This is a genomic window from Pleionea sp. CnH1-48, assembly GCF_024124665.1.
Classification (GTDB): Bacteria; Pseudomonadota; Gammaproteobacteria; order Enterobacterales; family Kangiellaceae; genus JAMXSB01.
In genome coordinates, this window is the sequence record NZ_JAMXSB010000002.1 from 80,058 (window position 1) to 104,320 (window position 24,263).

General features: G+C 42.7%; 16 protein-coding genes. 4 read left to right on the forward strand and 12 right to left on the reverse strand.

Annotated features, from left to right (window positions below; translation table 11 throughout):
• Window positions 1-17: 17 nt before the first annotated feature.
• Together NH399_RS03065 and NH399_RS03070 are read right to left on the reverse strand one after the other, a co-directional pair.
• Complete coding sequence (locus NH399_RS03065) at window positions 18-461, reverse strand: type III secretion system chaperone (protein ID WP_253036955.1); 444 nt, start codon at window positions 459-461, stop codon at window positions 18-20.
• 356 nt (window positions 462-817) lie between these two features.
• Complete coding sequence (locus NH399_RS03070; RefSeq protein WP_253036956.1) at window positions 818-1,426, reverse strand: hypothetical protein; 609 nt, start codon at window positions 1,424-1,426, stop codon at window positions 818-820.
• Between the two features lie 375 nt (window positions 1,427-1,801).
• Between NH399_RS03070 and NH399_RS03075 the strand changes: the two genes are divergently transcribed.
• Window positions 1,802-2,833 (forward strand): amidohydrolase family protein, encoded by a 1,032-nt coding sequence (locus NH399_RS03075; protein WP_253036957.1) that lies wholly within the window; start codon window positions 1,802-1,804, stop codon window positions 2,831-2,833.
• A gap of 312 nt (window positions 2,834-3,145) precedes the next feature.
• Here NH399_RS03075 and NH399_RS03080 read toward each other — a convergent pair whose 3' ends face one another.
• The gene (locus tag NH399_RS03080) at window positions 3,146-3,427 is read right to left on the reverse strand and encodes a hypothetical protein (RefSeq protein WP_253036958.1); all 282 of its coding nucleotides are present in this window, start codon (window positions 3,425-3,427) and stop codon (window positions 3,146-3,148) included.
• A 345-nt stretch (window positions 3,428-3,772) separates the two neighbouring features.
• Complete coding sequence (locus NH399_RS03085; protein ID WP_253036959.1) at window positions 3,773-5,398, reverse strand: RNA polymerase sigma factor; 1,626 nt, start codon at window positions 5,396-5,398, stop codon at window positions 3,773-3,775.
• 228 nt (window positions 5,399-5,626) lie between these two features.
• Between NH399_RS03085 and NH399_RS03090 the strand changes: the two genes are divergently transcribed.
• The 3 genes from NH399_RS03090 to NH399_RS03100 all read left to right on the forward strand — a co-directional run bounded on the left by NH399_RS03090 (window position 5,627) and on the right by NH399_RS03100 (window position 9,530).
• Complete coding sequence (locus NH399_RS03090; RefSeq protein ID WP_253036960.1) at window positions 5,627-6,214, forward strand: CIA30 family protein; 588 nt, start codon at window positions 5,627-5,629, stop codon at window positions 6,212-6,214.
• A 79-nt stretch (window positions 6,215-6,293) separates the two neighbouring features.
• Window positions 6,294-7,493, forward strand: coding sequence for an acyltransferase family protein (locus tag NH399_RS03095; RefSeq protein WP_253036961.1), 1,200 nt, complete (start codon window positions 6,294-6,296; stop codon window positions 7,491-7,493).
• A gap of 153 nt (window positions 7,494-7,646) precedes the next feature.
• The gene (locus NH399_RS03100) at window positions 7,647-9,530 is read left to right on the forward strand and encodes a DUF4157 domain-containing protein (protein WP_253036962.1); all 1,884 of its coding nucleotides are present in this window, start codon (window positions 7,647-7,649) and stop codon (window positions 9,528-9,530) included.
• 30 nt (window positions 9,531-9,560) lie between these two features.
• Here NH399_RS03100 and NH399_RS03105 read toward each other — a convergent pair whose 3' ends face one another.
• From NH399_RS03105 to NH399_RS03140, 8 genes are all read right to left on the reverse strand, one after another.
• The gene (locus NH399_RS03105; RefSeq protein WP_253036963.1) at window positions 9,561-10,955 is read right to left on the reverse strand and encodes a hypothetical protein; all 1,395 of its coding nucleotides are present in this window, start codon (window positions 10,953-10,955) and stop codon (window positions 9,561-9,563) included.
• Between the two features lie 74 nt (window positions 10,956-11,029).
• Window positions 11,030-11,308, reverse strand: a complete 279-nt coding sequence (locus tag NH399_RS03110) for a hypothetical protein (RefSeq protein ID WP_253036964.1) — start codon at window positions 11,306-11,308, stop codon at window positions 11,030-11,032.
• A 30-nt stretch (window positions 11,309-11,338) separates the two neighbouring features.
• Entirely contained in the window at window positions 11,339-12,670 is a 1,332-nt protein-coding gene (locus NH399_RS03115; protein WP_253036965.1) for a HEAT repeat domain-containing protein, read from the reverse strand.
• Between the two features lie 26 nt (window positions 12,671-12,696).
• Entirely contained in the window at window positions 12,697-13,074 is a 378-nt protein-coding gene (locus NH399_RS03120) for a hypothetical protein (protein ID WP_253036966.1), read from the reverse strand.
• Entirely contained in the window at window positions 13,071-14,225 is a 1,155-nt protein-coding gene (locus NH399_RS03125; RefSeq protein ID WP_253036967.1) for a hypothetical protein, read from the reverse strand. Before NH399_RS03125 ends, NH399_RS03120 begins: the two co-directional genes overlap by 4 nt.
• A 4-nt stretch (window positions 14,226-14,229) precedes the next feature.
• Window positions 14,230-15,666: a hypothetical protein gene (locus NH399_RS03130; RefSeq protein WP_253036968.1), complete on the reverse strand. Its 1,437-nt coding sequence runs from the start codon at window positions 15,664-15,666 to the stop codon at window positions 14,230-14,232.
• A 441-nt stretch (window positions 15,667-16,107) separates the two neighbouring features.
• Window positions 16,108-17,943: an RHS repeat-associated core domain-containing protein gene (locus NH399_RS03135; protein WP_253036969.1), complete on the reverse strand. Its 1,836-nt coding sequence runs from the start codon at window positions 17,941-17,943 to the stop codon at window positions 16,108-16,110.
• Between the two features lie 58 nt (window positions 17,944-18,001).
• A complete protein-coding gene (locus NH399_RS03140; protein WP_253036970.1) occupies window positions 18,002-23,995 on the reverse strand; it encodes a hypothetical protein in 5,994 nt (1,997 codons plus the stop codon).
• Window positions 23,996-24,263 lie beyond the last annotated feature (268 nt).

The window sequence follows — 24,263 nt, forward strand, 5'->3', positions numbered from 1 at the left end:
CTCTTCAAATGGATTAATTACACCATCATGCCAAAAGTGGAAGCAGCATCTTGTGACGTGTTAGTTGCATTAAGTAAAGTTTCCCATTGCCGTTTTACTTTGAATAGATTCTCAATCAGGCTTGCGACCTGATCAGGGACAAAGCATGAAACGGATATAGGAAAAGAAAGAATCAAGTCGGGTTCTTCACCCCCTTCAATAAAAAACTTCAACCCTCCAGTTTCATGACCAAGTGCGTTGAAACGCAACAAAGTTTCATAGTACTCGTTGATTGGTACTGTTTCATTCAATGTGAGAGAGACCGACACTTCCAGTACTTCAGACTTTTCATTCAGAGTGATAATGGCCGAGTCGTTGCCTTCGATGATCATTTCCCAACCATTGGGATAGGATTTTGCTTCTGTTATTTGTAGGATTTCTGAGACTATTTTTATGGTGTTGCTAATACTACTTCTATGCATTGTGATTTCATTACCTCAAATCTTTATGGCTAGTAGGTAACGAGATGCTTGTTTTGGTTGCACATTTACTGCAATATTTTTGCACATTGTGCAAATTCACAGTAAAGAGGTTTAAAGCGAGCAAAATACAATCAATCCTCTTGATATTTGAAACGATAATCCACCTCCTCTAAGGAGGTTATCTCTAATTCTTTTGCGCCTAATTTAAAAACTTGAGCCAATCTTTCAAAGATATGCACAAAGCATTCTTCGTAAGCCCTCTTTAATATGCTTTTCTATACCTATAGGTAGCCATTTAGACACTCAATATGCAGATATCCATATATATCAAGAGAAAATTTATTTGGTTTTATTAATTACGAGCTACCAGGACACTTTTTCGGGTTAAAACCATAAGGCGGAAAGTTAATGTGTAAATGTGGCCCCGTTCCATGCCTCTTGTTAATCACGATGGGTTTATAAGTTTTCTTACCGACTGTGTAACTCATCTCGCTAATAATAGTTGCTAAAGAATCGACGAGCGTTTTGTAATTTTCGAATTGAGACTCCCAACCTGTGCCAACATCAACTCCACGATTGGTTAAGTGTTTTGAGACATAGCAACCACGTTCGATTTGTGTTCTGATTTTATTGGCAATGCTCTGTTGGCTTTTGTCTTTCAAACTTTTAATTTCGGTAATGGCTTCCTGATTTTCATAAACGGTACAGCCGTCTCTTTGCAGGCATAAAGCAATCATTCTTGCTTGAGAATCGATACCCCGAGCAACTTGAGTGATTCTCAGATTTCTCCATTGTGGCTTTTTGCCCTGTAACTTACAAAACAGCCCTAATGCCAACGTTAGAACCTCTTGAGCCTCTTTCGGAACTTCAGCGAATTTACCAGTAAGCTTGCCGCAAGCGATAACTTTGTTACTGAATAGGCTCATTGCCAGTAATAGAATCAGTGATATTATTGTATTTTTCACTTTTATTGTCCCTTACCAATCGGTTTCGACATGGTCATATTTTATACGCCGAAGGTGTTTTAATGCGAGCATGGAAGTTGATTGACAGCTTAACATGCTCCAAAGGCGACTACTCAAGCTTTCCCCTTCACTAAATCCCAAAAACGGGTCGCAGCAACGCAAAAAACAGAAACTACTTGTATAGTTAGTAAAAGAGCAATCCAGCATACCGTTACATAGCCTTCTTAAGACTTGTCTACTAAGGCAAGCCCGCACCTAACAACTTATTGCAAAAAGTAGTTTGCGAAGTGTAAACCATATACCCTATCATCATAGTCAAAGCACCTAGACCTAAGAGCTCACGTATTCAGTGAAGCCAAATTGAAGAATAATAAAATGACCAAAAAGATTAATAGCCATGGCCATTTGTTGCCTTATGCTCATCAAATCCCTCGTTTTATGAAAGAGAAGGAGTTTTTTTGGGTCAGCGACGATGGGCAATATATGTGTCAGGCCAATTGGAAAAGGCCCATCACTGACGATAGCTTCTTCTTGAACGAAAAGCTGGCCTGGATGGATAAGCATCAAATCGACCATGAAGTTATCCTCACCTTATCGCAGCTTTACTGTAATGGCTACAGCGAAGAGGATTGCCATGACATCATTCGTTTTCAAAATGACTTTAACGCACAAGTACAAGCCGAGAACAAAGAACGCTTGACCACTGGCTTTGTCGTACAACCCGCCTACATCGATCAAGCGTTAGCAGAGATAGAGCGCTGTGTTAAAGAGCACGATCTAAAACTGCTCTGCTTATCTACTCATTACTTAAACCAGGATCAAGAATGGGTATCCGTAGCCGACTCTTCACTAGCACCTATATATGAACTGGCCAATGAGCTGAAACTGGCAATAGAAATTCATCCTTACGATGCAGACAAACTCGTCAATATGAAAAACACATTTTGGCGTCACCATTTAGTATGGATGATGGCTCAAACAGCCGATACTTACATGATGTATGCACTCAATGGAATCGCCCAGCAGTATCCGCAAATAAGAACCTGCTTTGCCCATGGTGCCATGCTGGCACAAGCCAATCATGCAAGAGTGATTCAAGGACTGGAAGGACGCCCCGACCTATTTACTGGTGCCTATCATCCCAACGATATCTTGGCCCATGAAAATGTCTACTTTGACACGCTGGTTCACGATCCTTATACCTTGCAATTAATGCTCAATCGACATGGTTCGAACCAAATACTCTGTGGTATTGACGATCCTTATCCTCTTGGAGAAATGGAGACTGTCGAAGGCTGGTATCCAGGACGATTGCTTGACGATGCGCTAGAAAAACAAGTTATTACGCAACAGCAGCACTCTGAAATCTGGCATGATAATGTACTACGCTGGATAAATGGCGACTAGAGCCGACGGTTCTCGGCTCTCCGCCAAAAGATCATGACGAATGACATAACCCTGTCTAATCTTTTTCTAAAAAGCGCCGCTCGACTATTCGAACGGCGTTTTTATTTTCCGCTTTCAAAAACTCATTAACAAATGACTTCAACTTGTTGGGTAGAAGGTTTGTGAGTATCAGTCATTCTAAACAGGTTCTATCAGCAGCCACGCTTCCTAACTTTCCATACAAGCTTGTTTGAGGATAATCACTAACATTAACATTCGTTTATGCCGCATATTTTACAATAACGACACCACCTCTTTCATTCCTGTTCAATTTTAAATATTACCCCCAGGATTAAGACCGCTTGGAACTCTTTCAGGTATGACGCTATCGAAGTTTTCGTCTGTCAACGATTGAAGAAAGGCTTCTATCGCCAATATTGTATCTTCATCGACATCGTTAAACTCGAGGTTAGCTAAGTCAGGATTATTGGATGGGTTGGCAATACCATCATAAAACTCAATGGCACCTCGTAAATTCGTGATTGTGCCATTATGCATATAGGGAGGCGTTAACACGACGTTATCTTCGTGATCTTCTATTAACAACAGTTTCATAAGGGAAGCAACGACACCTGTTAACGATACCGAACTAACTCTCAGTATGCTTAGAAATCAATAATATGCCATGATAAATGTGTAAAAAATGTCATTTTCTTGAACATCGGTCATCTTTTCGGCCAATGAGGCTTTCAACCTTTATTTTTCTTTCTGGCAACGTGAAAGCCCCAAACAAAATATTCCAGCCCCTATGCCTGATAATAAAAAGAACATGCCCAATCCTACTGGAGAACCCCAAGAAAAAATGTAGTAGATCGCTTCCATCAAATTATACCTCTCGTTAAATGTTCAATTGATGCTTCGGTAGCTCACCGAAGCCCAGAATGTTGATAGCATCCGTAGTTAATTTTTTCCCATTCTCTGACGCACCTTGTTGGAATACAAAGCCGCTGGGACAATCACAAGTATGGATATGAAACCTAAAGCCCAAAGGTAGCTTTGTGCAAAGAGGACCAGGTTTGCTATCTCTGCCGCTTGCTCATTATTAATATGCTTGGCGAAAGAAATTGGCCCGAGAGCAGCTTCTTTAGCTATGGAAAATCCACCACTGTAGGCACTTTCCCAGCCTAATGCAGACAGTGAAGCATAACCTTTGTAGGCAATGGCCGATGCGCCGAAGCCAACGACTCCGATGGCCACCGTACCGAGTCCAATCAAACCAAGACCTATCGCCCCTATACTGATCACACCCACCGATATAATGCCGACACTGATCGGCGCAATCGCTATCCCACCCCAGGCGAACAATAAACCGAAGGCATGTTCGCCCCCGGCAATCCAACCTACGACGGGCTTATCACCCTGCTCTGGCATACCAAATCGAAAATGCAGCAAAGGTATCCCCGCCAAACAAAAACGACTCCTGTATTCTCGTTGTTTAGAACCCACTTGATGAGCTTCACTTTCAAAGGCCTCAGGGTTAAATAGACGCTCCTGAGCCCTAAGTTGACGCATATCTTTGAACATACGAATGACTAGAATGATGTAACTGGCCGAGAACCCGAAAACCAGACACTGTGAGAAAATGGCATAAAGCGTTGCACTCTGCTCATTGTTAACAGCGAGATGCTTAAAAGCGAACATTCCAGCGACATACACAATGGCAATGAGCATAAAGAGTGCGACAAATTTTATAGTGCTTCGTCGCTCTCTGGGTGTCCGAGATTGATCCAGACCCGTTCTCAAACCAAAGAATGAACTGACTAAGCCAGAAAATGGAGCCAGAATCGTGATCAAAGAAGTCCACTTAAATGACGAGCCCGCTTTGGCGACACCCACCCCCAACGCTGCGGCTTTTACCGGGGGCGAAGAAGCGCCACTGATAGCGGCAAGAACCGCCATGGTAAATGCTGCACCCGGTTTGCTTTTTTCCAGGGTGTCTTCCACAAAGGTGATCATGGCTTCTTGCAACAGCTTGCGGCCACGGGAGAGCCGCTGTTTGACCGCGTCTTCTGACAACTCAAGCTCATCGGCGACATGTTCAACCGAACGTTGTTCTCGATAAAATAAAATCAGAGGTTCGCGGTAGTTTTCTGGCATTTTTTCTAGTGCCTGCCACAGCAATGCCTGTTCTTGTTCTCGGATTGCCCTATTCTCTAATTCCTCATCGGCAGACACCCCACTTGTAGCTTCGCTAAGCTCGTTGGCGTCTTTTACAGGCTGCTTTGCTTCCTTGCGGCGAAAGTGGCTGACTTTAAAACGTAAGATCCCGCACAACCACGACTTTAGCTTCACCGGGTCGTGCAGCGTATCCAGCTTTTTCCAGGCTTCGACAAAGGCTTCTTGGGCAATGTCTTCACTGTGCTTTAGGTCGCCTACCGAAGAATAGGCTATGGAGCACAACAGGCTTTGATAACGGGTAACAATTTCGCAGAAAGCGTCTCGATCTCCACCGAGTGACGCCATAACCAAGGTAGCGTCACTCGAATTGCCGCTTATATCAGCCATTTTTACTCGTTTTTTAAACATATTTGCCGTTCTTTAACTGGGTCTCATACAAGTATGTGCCCGATTCTCTCCAAAAGGTGACAAGATTTTCTAAAAAAACTCAAAAATAGTGAATTTTTATCGAGATAAGGGAATTTTAAAATTTTTTGTCACCTTTCTACCAAGGCTGGGCACTTATGAGTAGACATCACATTTCTGTGTTTGATTTTTACTCGCCTTTGGCGGTTAACCATTTGTCAGGAGCCAACAATGAAACCTACCTCATTAATCAACCAAGCCCTATCTTTAGCTGCACTTCTAGCCTTTTCGGGAGTCAGCCTGGCAGGAAGCCTTAACTCAGTGATCGATGATTTTAGCGATGCAAAGAATAATAGCTTTGGTATTGCCCGTCATTATATTAACGATACGGTTGCAGGTGGCAACACGACTACACAGCAAGCAGTGTCTAAAGGCATTATGTCGGTAAAAGGTAAGATAGTTCCAGCCAGAGGCCAACCCGGTTGGGCTAGCACCGTTTTGCCTCTGGCAGCAGAGGGACAACCGCTCGATGCCAGCGACTATGAAGGCATTCGTTTGTTGGTTAGAGTTAACTCTGGCAACATTAATATTTCTGCTAACAGCACCAAAATTACTAACTTTGATTATCATGCTGCGCCTGTTGTTGTGGCTTCTGACGGTCAGTTTCATGAGGTAAAAATCCCCTTTAAATCTATGAAGCGCGCCTGGTCAGAACAAACCCAGCTAGACACCAAAACCATTAATAGCCTGAGCATTGTCGCTTACAGTCCACAGCGAGCTTCTTTCGAGTTCGAAGTGGACGAAGTCAGTTTTTATTAATTTTTAGCGACTCGATGAGGCTTCTCTTTGAAGCCTCAAACATTCTCCGTAACGATAAACACACCAATGCAACCAAACTATGAATACATCTTTAGTTAATAACTCGCGACTCGATTATCTAGACGCAGCTCGTGCTTTTGCTTTGATTTTGGGCGTTGTTTTTCACGCCAGCCTATCTTTTATGCCAATATTTATTGGTTGGGCAGTGATGGATATATCCACAAGCTCAGCGGTGCCAGCGTTTGCATTAACTAGTCATTCTTTTCGATTGGAATTATTTTTTCTTATTGCGGGCTTCTTTAGCCACATGAAGTTTCATAAAGACAAGTTGAGGGGCTTTGTATCTTCTCGTCTGGTGCGTATTGGTATTCCTTTTATAGTTGGCTGGCTATTGCTAAGACCCTTGCTTGTCTCGGGTTGGTTGATGGGTGCAGAGAGCATGCGTGGCGAAGTGAATATTTGGAATGCTGCAAAAACAGGATTTCTCTCTCTGCTCGATCTGCCAAAAGATCTTCTGGTTGGTACTCATCTTTGGTTTTTATATTACCTGTTATTGATCAGCGCGGGGGTTCTTTTATTGCATTTCTTTGTTGGTCTTCATAAGCCGACAAAGAATGCATTAACTCGATTTTCTGACAGTGTGATCGAGTGGATTTGCCAATCACGACTTGGTTTCTTTGTTATCTCGGTTCCTATTGCTGCATGCCTTTGGTTTATGGACCATTGGGGAGTTGATACGCCTGATAAGTCACTGACTCCGAACATTCCGGTTCTGTTAATTTATAGTGGGTTCTTTGTTTTTGGTTGGTTGCTCCATCGTCAGAAAGCTCTTATGGATCATTTTGCGCAACTCACATCGATTAAGTTTATTATTGGTTTGGTAGCCGTTCTTTCGACTCTTATGCTTGCTAACTTCCAAACAAAACCGGCTCACCCGCAATACCTGTTAATAAAAGCGAGCTTTATGCTGAGTTATGCGGTGATGATGTGGTCTCTCGTTTCACTTACTCTAGGAGTATTTAAGCATTTTATGGATCGACCAAGTAAAGTTGTTCGATATATTGCTGACTCTTCTTACTGGCTTTATCTGGTCCATCTACCGATTGTGATTTGGTTGCAGATCGCATTTGCTGAGCTGGCTTTACATTGGTTGATTAAGCTAACAGGGATTACAACAATAACTTTATTGGTATCTCTCCTGCTTTACGATCTTTTTGTTCGGTCAACGTTCTTGGGGCTTGTGTTGAACGGAAAGAAAAATCAACGAGTCCTATACTAAGGCACAAACACTTGTAAAAACCTTTGCATGGCAACTTATGCAACTACCGATAACTCAGAGTTGAGATTCTCATCAGCAAGGCTAAAGTTTGAGATATTCTTCAGAAATGCTAGCTTATAGGAGTATCGGCGCAAATAGGGACTGAGATTGATCATGCGAGAGTCAAAACAGAAGTCGAGTCAGGACGAAGAAAAATCGAGGATCAAACAACCGCTCAGACAAGCTAAAGGTGTGAAAAGCTCTTCCATCGGACAGGATGATGGTGAGTTGGAAAGCATGGTCAATAAAAGTCATCGAGTTAACAAAACAGCCCAACTTCAAAATATTGCCAACGGCACCTCGCAAGCTAACACTTCTGAGCCTGGGAGTCATAAAGTCAATGGGCTACCGACACAACTGAAGTCTAACATCGAGCAATTATCTGGCTACTCGATGGATGATGTTAAAGTCCATTACAATTCGTTCAAGCCCATACAACTACAAGCTCATGCATACGCTCAAGGAAATGATATCCATATCGCACCAGGCCAAGATAAGCATTTGCCCCATGAAGCCTGGCACGTCGTTCAACAAAAACAGGGACGTGTTAATCCTACGATGCAAATGAAAAATAACGTTGCTCTTAATGACGATAAACATCTTGAGGATGAAGCAGACACCATGGGTGCAAAAGCAATGAGCCTTACTACAACAGCAACCTCTGCTACTCCACTAAAAACAGCGACTCCACCACATACCACTCAAGCGGTACAAAGAGTTAAAGCAACGATCATTGAAGAAATGCCATCTAACGTAAAGGATGCCGTTAACTTTCTCAATGACCTTCATGACTTGTCGTCTTTGACTATGTACGCAGATATTGTGCGAATGCAGATTGATGTTATCGAGCAAAGTGACTACAAGGATCACTGCAGCGGTTTAATTGCAACCATTAAGTCAAAACTCCCACAACCGAAAAAGCCTGTATCCCCGCTTAAAGAGAAAAACATTCATAGTATTTGGGTCCAAGGAGAATATCGGGATAACGTAGAGCTACAAGACGCCATTGACACGCGCAAAAAGACTCAAGCAAAGGGTTGGCAAAATCTTATCTGGGTTTATGAAACTGCCAAAAAGAAAAATGAAGACTTCGAGGTCGTTGATAATATGGTTGGCCGCCGTATCGAAGTAAGAGGTTTCAGAATGTTTGAAGTGGACTTTTCACGAACAATGGCAGCCTGGAAAGATAAACCACCTTGGGTATCGAAATTTTTACCCTTATTGCAAATTATGCTTGCTAAGAAATCCTTTGTTGCAATGAGTGATATCATGAGAATGATTATTCTTTTTTATAAAGGAGGATTATACCAGGACGTAAAAATTCAGTTCAAAACTAATAGCCTTCAATTTTTTAACGAACCATTGGTCAATACCGATGTTCTTCAGTTAGCAGATGGCGGAAGCAATAAAGAAAACTGGGCTATGATTGCCAATGCGGGTTGCAAGATGATTGAAGAAATCATGATAAAAACACTGTCTCAGTTCCCTTCTGCATCAAAAATCGCGTCAATGCCTATCAATTACTCCAATAAAGGACAATACAGCAAAGCTCATGTGCACTTACATGAAGCCAAAGGCCCTTGGAACAAGATAGAGGCAAAGAGCAAGTTCACAGATAATATGAAAGAGGTTAACCCTTCATTAGACATCGAAAACCCTAGAGCTAAAAACTCCTGGTCTGATACCGATGGCGTGAAGTTTGACTGGCAGTCAGAGCCCACACAAGAGGTTCCTCTGGATGCCAATGCAATGGATCGGCCAGGACGAACATTCGGAGCCATGGCCGCTGAAATAGAAAGAAACATTAATCAAAGAGAACGAACAGGACAACTGAGTCGCCTACAAGCTGATGAACTACGCAATGAATTTCGACCTCATGTAGAGCGGCTTATTATGGAATCAATGGATGCAATTCAACATCAGCCACATAATGTCGATAGAATAATGGCTCAAGGTATACAGATTATGAATAATCTTATCGACCGATACATTCGGTAATATTGCGCCTCGTTTATTATCAATAAGAAACTAGTCAGTCGCGGTCGCTGCTAAAACTACAAATTCCGATCGTTTCGTATTGTAGGCGACCCACAAATAATCCCACCACTCATTAATGAAATAACCATTGTTAGTTGAGGACTCATAGATAACCCAATCTGCTTTTGGCTGGTCGCTGAATATTAAGTTGACTAAATCATCGTTGAATAGAGAAATCGCCTCCTCGTCGGTCGTCCCATAAGGCGGTTCATATAACGCATAGCCTAACCCCCTATGCCGATCGCTTTTGCCAAAATCCCAAAACTCGTCGTAATTAACTTCTCGAATAGATGGTTCACCGTCCCAATGATCTTTAAAGCATGGCAATAATTTGAGTATCTGTTCCGTTGCAGCAAGTTTATCAACGATAACCTCTGACATTTTATATCTTTGAAACTCCATACAAATATCAAAACATTCTATGTACTTTTTTAAGTCGTCGGAATAAGGAATTTCTTCTACTGCAATGGACTGAACGCTCGTTTTAAAGTCAAAACTGGAAAGCTTCTTTTCTTGCACTATCGGTGGTGAGTAGCTCCATTCTTTACTGGTTAAGATAGTATCATTTAAGAGCGGGTGGTAATCATACTCTGGATATTTCTCATGGATTTGAACAAGCAGCTGGTCTCTTGTAATGTCTATGACTTGGTTATTGGTTAAATGAAAAGACAATACTTCTTGGGGGTGTATGCAAGCGCTTTTGATCTTATCAAGAAATACATCATTCAAATGGTGAGCAAAAATGATAGCGCCTTCCATCGACGACTTAGCCTCAGCTACAAACTCGTCTAATGGAAACCGAATCTCTCTTTTGGTAAGCGCTGGAGTGACGTCTTGCTCCATCAGTTTCGATAAAAATGATGGAAAGCTTTGATAATCGCTAGAAAACTCCTTAGCAATAGAGAATAGCACTTTCGCCTGGTTATCACTGGATTTTAATTGACGAGTTACCAGAGACAATTCGTTATCAGTTACAAATGCTTCGCATTGAAGTCGATCCCACAGTGAGAATCGTGCTTTTTCTTGGGTACCATCATGGAATATCTTGACTCCTTGATTGTGAATCAGGTTATGAAGATAAAGCCAGTCATTCTGTGGCGTTCTCTTATTCTGTACGGGGTGAAAGAAGCTAAGCTCATTTTCCTTATCTTGATCAAAGATAAGAAATTGATATCGGAAGTAATCGATTGGATTGAAGTAAGCACCATATTCTCTAGGAGCCTCTAATCTCCGGTGAAACAACTCGATCAAGTGCTCTGGATTATCGAAGACTTCGGATAATGACACACAGAAGAACTTTCCTCTGGGGTGCAATGTGTAAGGAAGCCCTTTAGTTTCTTCTGCATCTAGATAGAAAAACTGGTCAATCCATTGTCTATTAGTCAACTGCATTCTCCAACTTCAAACTTTTCCCAAAAGAGCCTGGAAGCACAATAATCAACCTCCAGGACTATAAGCCATCAAAAAACTCGAGTTACAAGCCATTTTAACTCTTGTTCGGTGACTGTTAAATGCTCAATACCAAAGTCTGAGTCCGTAGTAAACAAATAGTTTAAGTCTGCCTCAAAGCACTCTTCAGGGAAAGCACACTTCAATAACTCAACAGCCATTCGCAAGTAGCCTTCTTTATTTGCATAAAGAGCCACTTCGCCAAATTCAACAAACTTTGCTTTTGCATCCTCTTTGGATACTTTAGCATCTAAAGAGCGAATAAAACGGATTATATCTTCGTCGTTCACAACTACCTATCCTTCAATAAAAATTAATTTTTAGATACCCATGGCTCTTAATGAAAAAAGAAGCCCACGCATACCATATCCATCAAATGCACCTTTGATATCTGGGAGTCGTCGCTTAATTTCCTTGATCTGAGTGGGAGTGGGCATTATTTGACTACGATTATACGAGTACTCCCACTCTATCAGAGCGTCTCCCGCTAACTTGGCAGTAGCATTTTTTTCACTTTCAAGCAACTTTCGAATATCCAGCAAAAATATGAGTCTTTCCCACTTATTACTCGTTTTAGCAAGCTCAATACAAGCCGCCAACGTATGTTGAGAAGTACTATCTTGTATGACAGACAAAAGCTCTTTTGCCTCAAACAGAATATCGAGCTTCAGAATTAGACGGGCCGATTCCCGACATACTGCGGGAGATTTATCATGCAAACTAGAGATTAGTGCATCAAAAGCATCATCTCCCAAAAGATTGACCAAAGAAGTCAATGTCTGCTTTCTCAGGCTTGGGTACTCACTGGCCACATAGGATTTAATAGTTCTCTCACTCGATGTGTCTCCTAGGTATCCAAGCCCCCATATCGAGTAACGCTGTTTGCGTACTGATTCGTTGATTGACAGTGTTTGTCTGTATAACGAAATAACATCAATACCGGCCAGTTTTAAGTGCTTAATCGCTATCTCTCGAATAGACACACTCTTATCATATAAGAACTCTTCAAGAATATTAGTGGACAATCCATACTTTATTTCGATCTGGAAAGCCTCACGCCTAATAGGCATATAAGTGTCTTTAATAGCTATACCGGTGGCCATTCGTCTCCTTGAAGGTTCCAAGCTTCTAATAAGATCGGAAGCTTTGCTTCTAGTAACGACATCCGTCTGTTTAAGACCAATAACTACCAGCTCGCTATAAGGCATTAGCTTATTTTCAAGGGCCAGATCAAAACATGCCCTTTGCACGTAAGGGTTCGCATTAGAGATACCCTGGATCAAATGCTCACTATATCGGCTGTCGAGTAAAAATCTTTCAATATCTTCAATTAACGTATCATGCCGTTCCCTTCGACACTTTCTCAAATGATAAAATGAAGGCAAACTTTCGACAAACGCCTCCACATTCTCAGCTTTACGTAGCCGGAAAATCGCTCTTCTAGCGGCATGCCTAACTTGTGGAACCCAGTCATTAGCTCTCAAAATCAACATAGGCAATGCGACAGGATCACCCAACACACCCAGTTGATTAACAGCAGCTTCTCGTCGACGCCCATCCCAACTTTTACTTACTTCGAGTAACTCATCAACCTCTTCCGTTTTCGGAAATATTGATGATATTCTTCTAACCAAATCTTTATAATTTATCATAACGTATGTTCAACCTTAATTGTCCATTAAAACTTATTAACACCTTCCTTTTCCAACCTTGGAAAACTAAGAAGCTCGTCACGATATCGGTTGACTTCGGTAACAAATTGCCTGGACTTTTCATCAAACCTTCCTTTCACCATATCCAGTGTAGCAAATGTGGAATCTCTATCTAGCCATCCATCTATTTCTTGATAAGTCGCTCGAATATCCCATATCTTATTTTCCCGTTCATCCATAGGATCAACTAAAAAGTATACAAAAGCTTCTAGTCCCCAGTTTTGCTTTATCGATCTTATCTTCCAATACTCATCAACACTCCAATCTGCTCCTTCTTCTTGTCCAACCAGCTTCCAGCCAGATTGATGCAGTCGAGTCAATAATTGTTCTTTATATGCCTTCATCTACTCACCTTTTTAATAGCAGCATCCAAGATATGCTGCTTTAAAAAATACCCAAATCCAGCATTATCCATTCTCTTGATTAACTCATTTTGACTACATCCAAAACTTGCAGCGGTATCTTCCAAGTTCCATCCATTTTTCGCCAAAGACTTCAACAGAAATCCTCTTTTCGCTTGAGAACGTGATAATTGATAAGTCTTCAAGTACTCAATCTGACCATCATCACGGATCAAAGCCTCACCGATAAAGTTTTCTTGATCGTTACTTAAGTCCGTTGTAAATCTTTGCAAGGTAAACGGCCCTAGTTGGTTAACCAATTTTGACTCGACCTTAGGACTTAGTATTCCTCGTAACAAATCTTTCTGCTGCTTCGAATAACTATTTCTCGCGACATTAAGTAACTTATCCAAATCCTCGAGTTGGTTAACCTTTACGTCTTCCAGTCCTAAATCCAGATCCGGAGCATCGTATAAGCTCTGACCATTGTAAAAAATCAACTCACCATAAAAGTCTTCTATTAGCCCTTTATGCATCAAGCGATAATCACTTGGATGCGGAACAATAAAAATTGATGCAGGTGCATCCGCAACTAGGATAACCACCCCAACCTGATGTTCGTGAATCTCAAAAACTCGCAAAGCATCTTCTAAATCGCGAGTTTGTCGGCCTCTAATAGACCTTTCATATCTCGCCCCCAACCCATGACGTAACACAGAGCTGGAATACTCCGACCAAGCAACGTCTGGCCCTCCGAAACATAAGCTCAAAAACCCTTCCATAGCCAAATGCAGTGGCAAAAACCGTAACTGCCGATCACCTTCTCGTTTGGCCATTCGATGTTCTACTCGTATTCTGGAGTTACTTTTCTTCCCTGCTTTTTCCAGTTCACACCCATAAGGTACAACAGAAGTATTATCTGTAGACCAACGAGCAACGACACCATGAGGCACATAGCTGCAATACATAGAGCTAGGAAACTTAGCACCTGGCTTACCATCCAACGCAACAAGGGTCATATCCTCATCATATTGCTGAATACCTAACCGTAAATCCTCCTGGTACGACTTTCTGATAATAGGAATCAGACGCACATTTCCCCATACCTGAGAAGGTGCTAGTTCAAATTGATCCAGGCTAATTTTATTTAACATCGGCTTAGGCTGCACTGATTTGTTCCCTATACTTTCGATACACATAGTCTTCTAACATTTCTATCGTCGCTCGACCATTGGCAAAGCGGCTGTACTCCATAGTAACGGCAATGTCTTCGACATTTCGAATACCGACAGAAGTTATCCCTTCACTCAGTTTTTTCACATCAAAACGGTTGGCGTCGTAAACTGGATTAATATGAATGATGTTAGTGTTTCTTGTTCTGCTCTTAATCTTTAACCAGGACTGATAAATTTGTGACGTTAATCCTGTCGGATCATTCTCAAACCCATCGGACACAATAATTAATACATCAGGCTCTTGCTTTAAAGCGTTAACAAAAGGCTCGGCTATGTTTGACTGGCCTTTCGGTTGAACAAAAAGGTCATCTTTAACAGGTGTTGACCAAAAAACACTATAGTCTTTTACCACTCGCTTCAAAACTTGATGAATCGCAAAACCTACCGCCAACGGGCGACGTTGCTTTTCTTGACTTCCCCACATAGAGAAGCTGCGATCGATCACCACTGCAACTTTATCTCTGGCTAACTGCGTTCCAGCAATTAGTTTTTGCGCATGATAATCCAATGCTGACTCGAACTTGTCTTTTAGCACTTTTCTAGTCTCATAAGGCAAAGACAACCAGTAAAGTGATAATCGAGTAACATCTACTGTTTTAAAATCTACATCTAGACTTACTTTCTTCTGGCGTTGAGCCGACTTTTGAAGACGTAACTTTTCATTCTTTGTTAGATTACTTTCAATACTTTTTAAGAACACATTTCGCGGAATCCCCTGCTTCTGGGCCAATCCTTCTGCCACAGTATAAGGCAGTTCATAGATAGCCTGCTTGCTGTACTTAGCTCGTTGAAAGCTATCAAAGATCGGCGTTTCAAAGGGTTTTCTACTTTCTTTCTCGAAAAGAAAACGACCTCTTTCGTCACACACTTTCAAATGTGCATGCATGATCGCTTGTTTTACTTTAGTTCGATACTTAACCGCATCAAAAGCAGGGTCCTTACGTGAAGCAAGATAACGCTTGATCACAGCGCGGGTACGACGATTATTTACCTTCTGCTTCTTAAGCGTGGCGAATAATTTAAAAACACGATTAGCCGGTAAGCTTTGTAAACTAAGCCAGATAAGATTGGATTCCTCTAGCTTATTCGCAGCAAAGGATGGTGCCCCACTCGATAAAAGATTAAAGATGATAAGTGCTTGATTGTAATGGTTGATACCGGTCGCCAGTGTCAATGCGTAAAGGCGTCGGTAGTTTCCGAGGATGTATTGATGTAAGAAGTCGATAGACAGACCTTGCTCATAAGCTTCTTCATAGAATTCGTTTTGACCAGTGCAAGTGAAGCAGGCGTTAATGAATAACACCAGATCTTCACCTTCGATCAAGGATAAATGAGTGTTCTTTTGTATTGGCTCAAGCATTGTAGGTCCACTTCGATAAAATTAGGAAGTTGGACACACTGGGGAATAGAAAGAACAAGGCGCTTTTCTGCGTTAGAGGCAAATTCGGAAATTGCTCTTAAGTCCCACAGTGTATCCATAACTCGAATATGCTTTAGGTATTACAAATGCTGTGCCAAGTTTATAAAAGCTATAGTACCAACGAGACAATACCCAGCTAACCCATTGCTTTAAAAGGAAAATATTTACTTTCTCTTAATTTATAGAACTCCAAGTATCAAAATATAGAGCAACATAGAGATATCCAATAAGGAGTTTAACATATCCAAAAAGATACAATACTATAAAGCATGACGAAATATGAGCATTACGGCGGAGCCAGGCTCCGCTCAGATAGCCGAAAAGTATAACGACAAACTTTTGATGACTGGCTTAGATTAAAGCCTTGATGAAATGCTTGTATTAGTCATCAAATATCACCTTCCGAACTTTAAGAATGGACTTAAAATCAGCGCGACCAGCATTAACCATGTCTTTGGTTGTCTGCAACAGATGCGCATCAAGATCTGCTCCATTGGAAAAGTCACCGCTCCAAGGTGTACCTTGGTCGAGTAAAGAATAAGTCTCACCATCGTAGGTTAGCATCATAGTATGAGTTCCATCTGCAATACCTAAGGTGTAAACTCCCGGTTCCAGATTATCGGCAATACTTTCTGTCAATGACGTCACGCTACCTAATGGGGTTCTGGAAGAGCCATTAAATGTAAACTCATGACATCCATCAACCTGGCATCTGGCCTCCATATCTTCCATTAAGGAATCGTAATTTGTTGGTGATACTCCGGTTCCAATATCATTATCATTAAGCACTTCTCTACAGGCGTCTCTCATTGTAATAATGCAAGCTTTGCCTGAATTGTTAGCAACAGCATCCTTGGTCAGTTGAATATCTTCTTCCAACTCCAAGTCTTGTGGCCTAACCTGATCGGTATCATTTTCATCATTAGGTTCTTGAAATAAACCGGTAGGATCAACCTTATTCACCGGATTATTCGACGCATACTGATAAAGATTAAACGTTTGAGGTTTAAAAGGATCAAAATCTCGCGCTGGATCAGGCGTTAAAAATTTTCCGGCGGTAGGGCTTTGATACCGGGCTCTCATATAAGTGAGCCCGGTAGCATCGTCTTCATGGGTTCCAGTATAACCACCAGGCCCTTGATGGACGTCTGGTCCATAAGCGAATGTTTGTTGGCCATAAGGCGAATACTCTTGCACCATCACGCCATCATTGCCTCCCCATCGCACCGCTGGATTACCCATACGATCTTGGAAATAGTTAGTAGAATCACCAGAGACCGAACGCTCTTGCACTACGACGCCATTCAAAGGAACAAATAACTTAGCGTCTTCTAGTTCTCCCGATGCTGCAACCGAAGTTTGTACCAAAACCGTATCACCGTTACGGTGACTAAAATTGACTTTGTCATTTTCCATCACTGCTACTCGCATCCCAGAGACGTCATATCGATAAGCAGCGACAACAGCATCAGTTTCTGCATCTTGAATTAATGCCAAACGACCTGCGCTATTGTAAGAATAGTGATATTGATCATCTTTGACTAAACGCCCCATCGCATCGTATTGCCAGCCTTCAACATGGTTTTTGCGATCATATTGACGTCGATAACTTTCAGGTAGATCACCTACTTTTCCCTGGCGAGAGGTCATATTGCCCTGAGTATCATAACCATAAATAACCTGCTCATTACCAACGTTCCACTGAGTCAGTTCACCTTGTTGACCGTATTGAAACCCAACGTAGTTGTTAACCGTTGAATCCACTCGACGATAACCTTGTACGTAGCCCCATTCGTCATAGTTGATCGAATCGGCCCGGTACTGAGCTTGAGAAACTCCTGGTAAGCTCAATTGCATATAACGAAGCCGACCAAAGTTATCGAGTTGATAACTGGCTTCAGCACCATCGCTCCAGACAGCGCTGGTCGCTCTTCCCAAGCGATCAAAATGACTCAGCTGTTTTACAGATTGAGACTCACAACCGAGACAATGACGAGCAGAAACGCCCTTAACTTGACCATTGGGTAGAAAGTCAAAGTCGACGCCAAAATTAGCAGTGCTACCTTTACTCCCAATCCAACTTGAATTAAGCCCTTTCAACTGCCCGCTGTTGCCATAAAGATACTCAAGTTCAAACTGATTGGCCTGAACGTTCAACTGCCAGACAAAACCTAAAGCCATAAGAAGACTTGTAGAACAAATAGTTTGTATTTTCATAAGAATTCCAATTCAATAGTAAAATGAGCGAGAGGTTATTCCCCTCGCTAACCTCTCATTAATTACAATGAAGAACCTGTCCTTCGCCATTATTGTGGAACGCCGCAGCGGGTACACAGTAAGAAGTGCTGTCTTGCTGATCATTCCATCTTCCGTGTAGACAAATTTGCCCAGTGATACCAGAGCTCGATTCAACGGCTGCATCCATATGTTCGCGAGTAAACCTGACTTTTAAATCTCTCTCTACGTAGTCACCAGCTATAAAGATAATGTCGTGGTCAAATTCATACCGCAACATGCCAGGGAAGCGCTCGCTGTCAAACCAGTCAACACCCGAAACGCCATCTACCATGAAGTAACCTTGGTCACCATCGACATAGCGCGTTGTCTTTCGAATTTTCATACGTGTGGTGCAAGAGTATGGTGCGTAGGTCGAATAAATATTTGCAAACCGTGTGAGTGTCTCAGAGATGGTCAAGCGATCACTCGCAGCTGTCACATCGCCTAGCATTTGAATAGAAAATTCTCCTCGATAGAGCTCTCCACTGTGTTCATCTGTAAACCATCGTAGATTGAAAATGGCATCGACTCGGTCACCAACATTCGCTTCTTCTTCTCGCGCATAAATAATCGGAGCATGATCACGGGATGTGCCAGCCTCAATATTCATGTTGCCATCACTGCAACGAGGTATGCCAAGTGTTACAAGATTAGCGCCCAAACTTCCGGGGCGGACGTTTTCAATACAATAGTAGATAGGCCGTCCACCGTGATTGGTTATCGAGAAAGCGCCGCTGCGAGATTGGTTTAGTGGAACCTGACCAATATTAATCGGTGCACTCGGTGTCGTTAATGTAGGAGTCGCTACGTAACTTCCTTTTAAGTTTAAATACAAGGTTTGCTGACGATCTGGATTACGAACGACCGCTGTTGCGTTGACCGAACCAGATGGCGGAGCGGAGTTTGCTGGAATAAATCTAAACGATGCCCAACAACGATTAGGACTGCCTTGCGCCATGCAACCCGGCCACTTATCAGCGTCTTGTGATCGATTAAGCTCGAAACGGCCAACACTGGTATTGTTGGATGCAGAGAGCAACTCAACTTCAATATTCTGCATTACTGTATTGGGTTCAAGGACAGGAAGGAATTGAACGTTCAATAGGTTTCCTTCACTGTTCGATGCCATTACAGAAGCTTCGCAAGGCGTCCCCGATTGTCCATTGCCTTGATCACAAGCTGAACTTGCAAACTGAATAAGCGCAGGGTTTGGAGTTTCTGGCGGACCAACTCGCGCATGTAAATTGAATGATGTTATCTCTGCTCCTTGAGCAACAACACGAGCGCTACTTGAGTAAGACTGCTGTGCGGTGGTGTTAGGTCGGAACGATAGCTCCACTTCTGTATAGGGCTGTCCTGCTTCAAAGGTCAGATTCGCAGTCGTCGATTGTCCTACATAAAATGGAGCATTCAATCGCAATGTTCCAGTTGTAGTTTCAGGACACTGGTGATTTAGCCGTACTCTTGAAGTAGTATTCATATCACTCGAGGCTGGCACCTCGCCAAAATTAACAGCCGCAACTTGAAGCTGACAGGCGTTGAGTAAGGTTTGACTCACTCCCTTCACTGCTAAATTCGCCATGGGAGTTCTATCGATAGCGATTTGCACATTACCCTGATGAACCTGTTGTGCCAAACCATAATCAACGTCTGCATGATAGTAGATCGTCATATCCAATGATTCTCTACTCACATCGACGACTTTCGATACCACTCGCGGATACGACTCACTAAAACCGAATGGAGCAGGCAAACTAACGGTTGCGTAAGTTTGCGGTGAGCAATGACGAGAAGTGACGCGCACTTGCTGACTGACCACAGTACCATCAACAACGGTTCCAAAATCTAATTGCTCACTGCTACCTTCCAATGACAACAAAGTAAGATGGCAGCTCGCCTGAACTTCGCCAATTAAAGTCAGCGATTGCGTTTCTCCATCATGGGTAAAATCAACAGAAAATTCACCATCATCGCTCGGCTGCGTTGGAGAGAAGCGAACTTCAATAGGTAACGAGGTATTTGCGGCCACTTCGAACGACTTGGGCCCCGCAAATGCTCCCGGCCAGGCAAGAATAAAGCTCAGGCGTTCGGCACTCTGATTAATAACCGAAAAAATCTGCGCGTCGGTTTGATTGATATTTGCAGAAAACTCTAGCTGATTCTTTGACAATCGAAAACGCGTTTCACCAGAGACGTCAATGGTTTTCGTTTCCCAGTAGCTTGGCTGAAACTCCTGATTAACAGAACGAACTTTTATAAGGGTATCAACACCTGCTTGCAAGGTTCCCGCAGAGACAGTCGCTGACGTTAATGGCGCTTCGATGGTTTGCCGCCATTTGTTACTGCCATTTTGTTCGAGTTCTAGCAGATAAAAACGTGCATTGTCTGCGGCTTGCCACTGAATTCTTGCATCACTGTCTGCATCGAGAGTGGATGTTTCTATTTCTGGTCCTGCATCAAAGTCACCCAGGTTGCTGGTAACCACATGAGGTCGATTAACGTCATCAAAACGTGTCACTTGATGCACTTTGTCAACGCTGGCTCCCTGTGATTTAAGACGTCCCCACTCATCGTAAGAATGATAAAGTAACTGAGTAGGAGAATCATCAATGCTTACCAGACTGTGAACATGCGTCAAGCGACCAACGTTGTCATAGCTGTTACGCCATATTCGCGGTCCAGTCAGTTGGCTGTCAGGTCTCACTAAATACTCGGTATCCACTAGCAAACCTCGTTGTGGATCATAGTTATAGATAACACCATCAAACTCTGGATGATTTTCTGCGAGCAGATTGCCTAACATGTCAAAACGTAGACTACGATAGCGTCCGCCATCCGGTCGAATCTCGGTACGAAACTGACCATTATCAGGATTAAATGAATAGCTAAACTGTGTGTAACGACCTTCACCCTGTGCTACACCGTGAGCCTCAGTTCCCTGCTTAATTGGGCGACCAAAAAAATCCACTTCATTATGAGTAACAATCGAACGATACTCTTTTGCGCTATCAGAATCTTCGGGGTTTGTTAGAACTAAAGTAGACTGAGTTTTTCTTACGATGGAACGACCATCAGCTAGTTTGCTGTATTGAAATTCGCTGATAACTTCTGCATCACTTTCGCTGGCTTGATAACGTACCTGCTTAAGTGGACGGCCGACCACATCATGCCAGGTTTTTGTTGTCATATTATTAACGACATCAAACTCAAGTTTTTTAAATCCAATAGCACTATAAGTGGTTTGCGAAACTAAACCCTGTGTTGCGTCATCAACTTGATTGTAAGTTTTAATCGGTCTCCCCCAGGCATCCAATACACTATCTTTTGCAACCCAACTACTCGAAGAAGAATCAGATGCAGCAGCAGTGGCCTGATTTGATACCCAGTTTGGATCACTGAGTCCATGAGATGAAGAACAATTAGCAGCAGAAGGACCAACCGCTACTTTCCAACAAGTTCGCACAACCGGGGTATTCGCTGCGGCTTGTCCAGGATTAGATTTGGTTGCAGTATATTGACGTAACAAACGACCAGTATCATCAAACTCACTGCGTTCGACTGCATTATCAATAATTGTGTGAGTTAGACGACCGGCTAAATCGACCTTTTTGTAGACAGGTTGAGAATCTGGGAGTTGTGTGGCAACAGGCACATCATATTGATAATCAAGTACACGAGTTGCGTATTCAGGAACGCCCACATACTCTTGCTTTAATAAACCATTAAGGGGGCCATCGCTCGTTGTATAGTAATCGCGTTTACGTTTAATCCAGCTTGGATTGTAAGGCCAGTTGCCATCAATAATTCGCACTACTCGAGCTTGTTGGTGTTCATCTTCCAGTCCTGTACCAGGCAGATAGCTGCGCTTGAACCATTGAGTTAATACATTGTCCTGAAATGATTTTGCATCCTTAGGTAAACCTAATAAAAGTGGTTCATTAGCAGCACTTAGAGACTCTGCTGGCGACACACTTGGAAACTCGTGATGATACTCAAAACGTTGCTCAGCGACAGGCGAGCTAACCGTTTGTTGACGGGTACGAATAAGCATACCAGCACACATTAACTGACTGCTGCGTCGCAGTTCTTCTCTCACCCAGTCAGGGTAACATTTTACCAAAGGGTCCCATGGTGATTGCGGCAAATTGACTTCATATAAATAATCAAATTGCGTTAACATTTCTACACCATCTAGGCGTTCGACGAAACCTTGTACACGAGGTGCTTTATCAGCAACGTACAGTGTTCCATTGCCTGGCGGAACACTTTGATCCGCCGGATCATAATAGTTCCAGAACAAAGCTTTTTCTGTCGCTGACATGCCCGCTGCGTTATACGTTTCGACACGAGCAACTGGAGATCCCGATGAGCCCGTTCCTACATAATGACCTATAGATCCCTGAATATGACTCGTATCGGGTTTGGGGTGAGAATAATAGGTGACTCTATGATAGTTTTCTTCGGCACCTTGCAGCTGAACATTTGTCACCAAATAATATCCAACTCCGTTTGACCAAGACCAGTCTGGGCGAATCGCTTTTACCGTATTAGGAGAAACATTAGGCGTGTTGACATCCTTCGCTTCATAAGCATAACTGTAGGTTCCTCCAGAATGTTGTAAACGGCTGACTCGAACATATCTTTGTGTTGTAGCAACCCAGCAATAGCGACTTTCACTATGACTACAAATCTGAGGTTCATTTTCTACAACGGGAGCCAGTATAACGGTTGGTAATTCAAAGAGAGCGAATTGAATGCCAATCTGTCCGCCAGTGGGTAAAGTCACCGCAGAAATTAACGGTCTACCAAACTGTGCACTGTAGTTAAAAATCGTCGTTTGTCCATCAGGCTTGACCCAACGTCGTAACACCCATTCACCAGCCACCTGAAGATATTGAAACTCTGCCAGACGCTGACAAGAAGAACCCGAAACATAGTTGCCTCCTCGATTACCCACACGAGCACTCAAGGCTTCTCTTCCACATTGTTGGTAAGAAGCTGATTCAGTATTAGAAGCACTCACCTGTTGCAAAGTCAGGTGTCGCAGTCTTGGCAAATCGCCGATGGTTTCGTAATGATAAACGAGACGACGTTGCCAGGGATCTTCCAGATATTTAACACGAGGTTGGAAATCAGTATTGACGTTATGGCCAATGCCCCACTCACCTTCACCATCGTAATGGATTTTAATAACACGACCCGATGCCGAGCGTCGTTCAACAGGTACATAGATAGCATGACGATGTTGTTGATCGCTGTTCGCTTGATCATCAACAAAGCCAGCTAACCTGAGTGTCGTCACCGAACCATCGGGTTCCTGCATTTTATATAAGCTCCGTCGCCATCCATGAGGAGCATGAGGTTCGCCACTTGGTGTTGCTTCAACTGGCTGTGTATTCGGCAGATCAAAGCGCGAAAGAAAAATGTTAGCACTGGGCTCGAAGGTATGATCCATTGCATAACGTTCACCTAACCGAACCACTTCTTTAGCCCAGGCTCGATTCTCCTGAAACTCCAGAACACTACCGTTCGCTCTAACATAACGCAATCGTGTGGATGGATAACCTTGACCGGGCGCTTTTCTCTCCCAGTTCCAGTCGGCTCGCAAATAGCCTTGGTGTGCCTGCCAGCCCGCCATCATTTTGTTGTCAAAACGTCTGGGTGCATCCTGGTTTGAAGTTGACGATGACTCAACAAACAACACTTCTTGTTGCAGTGTTGGAGCAACACTCATACCACTCACACCAATGGTATCGATAGTGACTGTTGCTTTTCCTGTGTATTCGTTAACTTGCACCATAGGTGCAGAGTCACTTAGTCCAGTAAATGGCGAATCGGATGTGAGTGGATCGAGCCATTGTTGAGAAGAATCATCGGGTAGACGTTTAGCAGGCTCTTTTTGAGCATGCAGATCATTCCATCCCAATATAAACAGTAATAGTAAAAACAGCTTCCATGTCCTATTGCAGACATATAACGATGTAGTTGACACTTTAGTTCCTCCGCGTCAAAGATCTTAAGTTGTTATCGCTTGCTTCCATGATCAAAAAAATAGAATGACTAACGTCATTGCTACTTATTGTTCGGTATTAAAAACAGTGCGACTTAAAATAAAGGTTCATACCCGCCGCTTCTCAAAGATTGGAATATTGAGCGCACTTAAAAAGCTTCGAATACAAACCCAAAGTATTTCGCGAGGAACTATGCCAAGAATGAAGTAATGAACACTATAAAGAAAAGCGCATGATCTATCGATTATC